This window comes from Parvibaculum sp. (genome assembly GCF_035511255.1).
GTDB lineage: Bacteria > Pseudomonadota > Alphaproteobacteria > Parvibaculales > Parvibaculaceae > Parvibaculum.
In genome coordinates this window covers 1-1,644 of the sequence record NZ_DATKFR010000127.1, presented here as the reverse complement: position 1 = coordinate 1,644, position 1,644 = coordinate 1, and the positions used below count along the sequence as shown (strand labels likewise).

The 1,644-nt window shown below is 67.2% G+C and carries 1 protein-coding gene; it reads right to left on the bottom strand.

The features are described from left to right. The coding region (gene atzF, locus VMR03_RS04395) for an allophanate hydrolase (protein ID WP_325402655.1) at positions 1-1,599 on the bottom strand (1,599 nt) is incomplete at its 3' end. Between the last annotated feature and the right edge of the window lie 45 nt (positions 1,600-1,644).

Sequence of the window (1,644 nt, the reverse complement as noted above, 5' to 3'; positions counted from 1 at the left end):
CCGCCAGACTTCGAGCTCGATCGCGGCTCCCTTGTCGGATTTGACGAGCCCCGGACGGAAGGGCGGCCCGCCCGCCAGCGCATAGAACTGATAACAGGCCGCCGTCTTGGTCCGCTCGACGAACATGCCGCCGCGCGAGGTGAGCTCGGGATTGAGCGGCAAGCCGGTCATATGCGCGCCGACGACTGCGATTTCGAGAAAGCCTTCATCGGCATCCGCCGCACCGAGAGACGGCGCGCCCGGCGCAAGGCCGAGCGCCGCGTGAAAACGCGCGCCGATGTCGACGAGCCGCGCCTCGGAAAAAGCGGGCGCGGCCAGCGTGATGCCGAAGGGAAGCCCCGTCTTGCCGATGCCGGCCGGTATCGCGAGGCCCGCCATGTCAAGCAGGTTCATGAAATTCGTATAGGTGCCGAGACGCGAATTGAGCTTGATGGGCTCCGCCTCGATCTCGCTGACCTTGTAGGTCGTCGGCGCCGTCGGAACGACGACGATGTCGAGACCCGCAAAAAGCGTCAGCACCTTGCGCTGCAGCGCCTGCAGCTTGTGCATTGCCTCGAAGACCTCGACCGCATTGCGCGTGCGCCCACCGAGAATGATCTTCGCGACCGTCGGATCGCATTCGGCCTCATGCGTCTCGATGAAGGCGCCGACAGCCGCCGTGCGCTCCGCGACCCACGGTCCTTCGTAGAGAAGCGCCGCCGCCTCGCGGAAGGGAGCAAAATCGATGCGCCGCGCGCGGCCGCCGATCTGTTCGAGCCGCTCGACCGCCTCGTTGAAAAGCCGTTCGGATTCTCCATCGCCGAAAAAGGAAAGATCGCCCGGCTTCGGCACGGCGAAGGTGAAGGCGCCGCCCGGCACGACCGGCGCATCCGGAAGCCGCGCCCGCGCATAGGGATCTTCGGCATCGAAGACCGCCGCCTGCCTGAAAATCTCCGCCGTCTCCTCCGCGGTCAACGCGAAGATCGACACACAATCAAGCGAGCGGCAGGCCGGCACGACGCCACGCGCCGAGAGAAGCCCTCGCGAGGGCTTCAGGCCCGCGATATTGTTGAACGCTGCCGGCACGCGACCGGACCCCGCCGTGTCCGTGCCGAGCGAGAAGCTGACGAGCCCCGCCGCCACGGCCACCGCCGAGCCGGAACTCGATCCCCCGGAAATATAGTCCGCATTGAAGACCGAACGCGGTGCGCCATGCGGCGAGCGTGTGCCGACGAGCCCCGTTGCGAACTGGTCGAGATTGGTCTTGCCGATCAGGATCGCTCCCGCTTCGAGAAGGCGCGCGACAACGGGCGCGTTCTCCTTCGGCTGGTAGGCAAAGGCCGGACAGGCCGCGCTCGTCGGCAACCCGGCGCAGTCGATATTGTCCTTCACCGCGAAGGGCACGCCGAAAAGCGGCAGCTTCGCACGCTCGGCAACCGGCATCGCATCGAGCGCGCGCGCCCGCGCGAGAACCGCCTCGGCCGGCGCCCTCGTGATCCAGACCGCCGGATCGCCATAGGTGTCGGCGCGCTTCAACGCCTCCATCGCAACATCCTCCGCGCGCACGCCGCGCGCATAGGCCGCCTTGAGCGAAGGAAGGGAAAAACAGAAGCCTTTCATGCCGTCGCCTCCAGCGGCAGCAGCGTCACGAGCGCCTGCCCCGCC